1 protein-coding gene is annotated in these 1,514 nt (G+C 55.9%); it reads left to right on the forward strand.

The annotated features are described in order from the left end of the window. Positions 1-87 precede the first annotated feature (87 nt). A protein-coding gene (locus tag ACR0LZ_RS21115) for an IS3 family transposase (RefSeq protein ID WP_480752217.1) occupies positions 88-1,439 on the forward strand; the annotation gives its coding sequence in 2 pieces (ribosomal slippage) (positions 88-424 and positions 424-1,439; 1,353 coding nt in all). The last annotated feature ends 75 nt before the right edge of the window (positions 1,440-1,514 follow it).

Consider the following 1,514-nt stretch of genomic DNA (forward strand, 5'->3'; position numbering starts at 1 on the left):
GCTGTCTGACGTCAGCACCAATGGGACAGTTTAGGTCGATTTGATAAGAGAGGGTTTCTGGCTCATCGTAACCGCCAAGGAGTGGAGATGAGAAAGAAACCCGGAACCAAGCAGAGCCACGGCGAGAAAGTTGTCAAAGACATCCGCCGCGCGACGCGCAAGCAATATACAGCTGAAGAGAAGATCAGGATCGTGCTGGACGGTCTGAAGGGCGAGGACAGCATTGCGGAGCTGTGCCGTCGAGAGGGCATCGCCCAGAGTCTGTACTACAGCTGGTCCAAGGATTTTCTGGAAGCCGGCAAGAAACGTCTGGCAGGCGACACGGCACGTGCTGCGACATCGACCGAGGTCAAAGGCCTGCGCCGTGAGGCCCGCGATCTGAAAGAAGTTGTGGCAGAACAGGCCCTGGAACTGCGCCTGCTCAAAAAAAGCATGATCGCGGATGGGGGCGACGACGAATGAGGTATCCCGCATCCGAAAAACTGGAGATCATCCGCCTCGTCGAAGGTTCGCATCTCCCGACCAAGCGCACTTTGGAAAAGCTGAGCATCCCGAAGACCACCTTCTATCGCTGGTATGACCGGTATCTGTCGGGTGGTCCTGAGGCGCTTGAGGATCGTAGTCCCAAGCCATCACGGGTCTGGAACCGCATTCCCACGCCAGTGCGCGAGAAGATCAAGGACCTGGCTCTGAAGGAAAGTGAGCTTTCCCCGCGTGAGTTGGCTGTTCGCTTCTCCGACACAGAAAAGTACTTTGTGTCAGAGGCTTCGGTCTATCGCATCCTCAAGTCTTACGACCTGATCACCAGCCCGGCCTATGTGGTTCTATCGGCGGCCGACGAGTTCCGGGATAAAACCACTCGGCCGAACCAACTCTGGCAGACCGACTTCACTTACCTGAAGGTCATCGGCTGGGGCTGGTTCTATCTGTCGACCATCCTCGATGATTACAGCCGCTACATCATCGCCTGGAAGCTCTGCACAACGATGAAGGCTAGTGATGTCACCGATACGCTGGACCTGGCTTTGCAGGCTTCGGGCTGTGCCCAGGTGACCGTCTTCCACAAGCCACGGCTGCTCAGCGACAACGGGTCCAGCTACATCTCTAGTGAACTTGCTGAATGGCTGGAAGATCAGGAAATCGATCATGTCCGAGGGGCACCATACCATCCTCAAACTCAGGGAAAGATCGAGCGCTGGCATCAGACCCTGAAAAACCGCATCTTGCTGGAAAACTACTACCTACCCGGCGATCTCAGGCAGCAGATCGACGCCTTTGTCGATCACTACAATCACCGGCGCTATCACGAGAGCCTGCAAAACCTCACACCGGCCGATGTCTACTTCGGGCGCGGCCACACCATTCTGAAACAACGAGAAAGGATCAAACGGAAGACACTCGAAACCCGGCGCTTGCTTCACCGAAAATCCGCCGCATAATCAAACCAAACAGATGCGCCAGATCCTCTCTTAGCTCAGGCAGCCATCTGTCCCAAAATCCCCGACGACGGACAC

The organism is Ruegeria sp. CI1 (assembly GCF_056536925.1).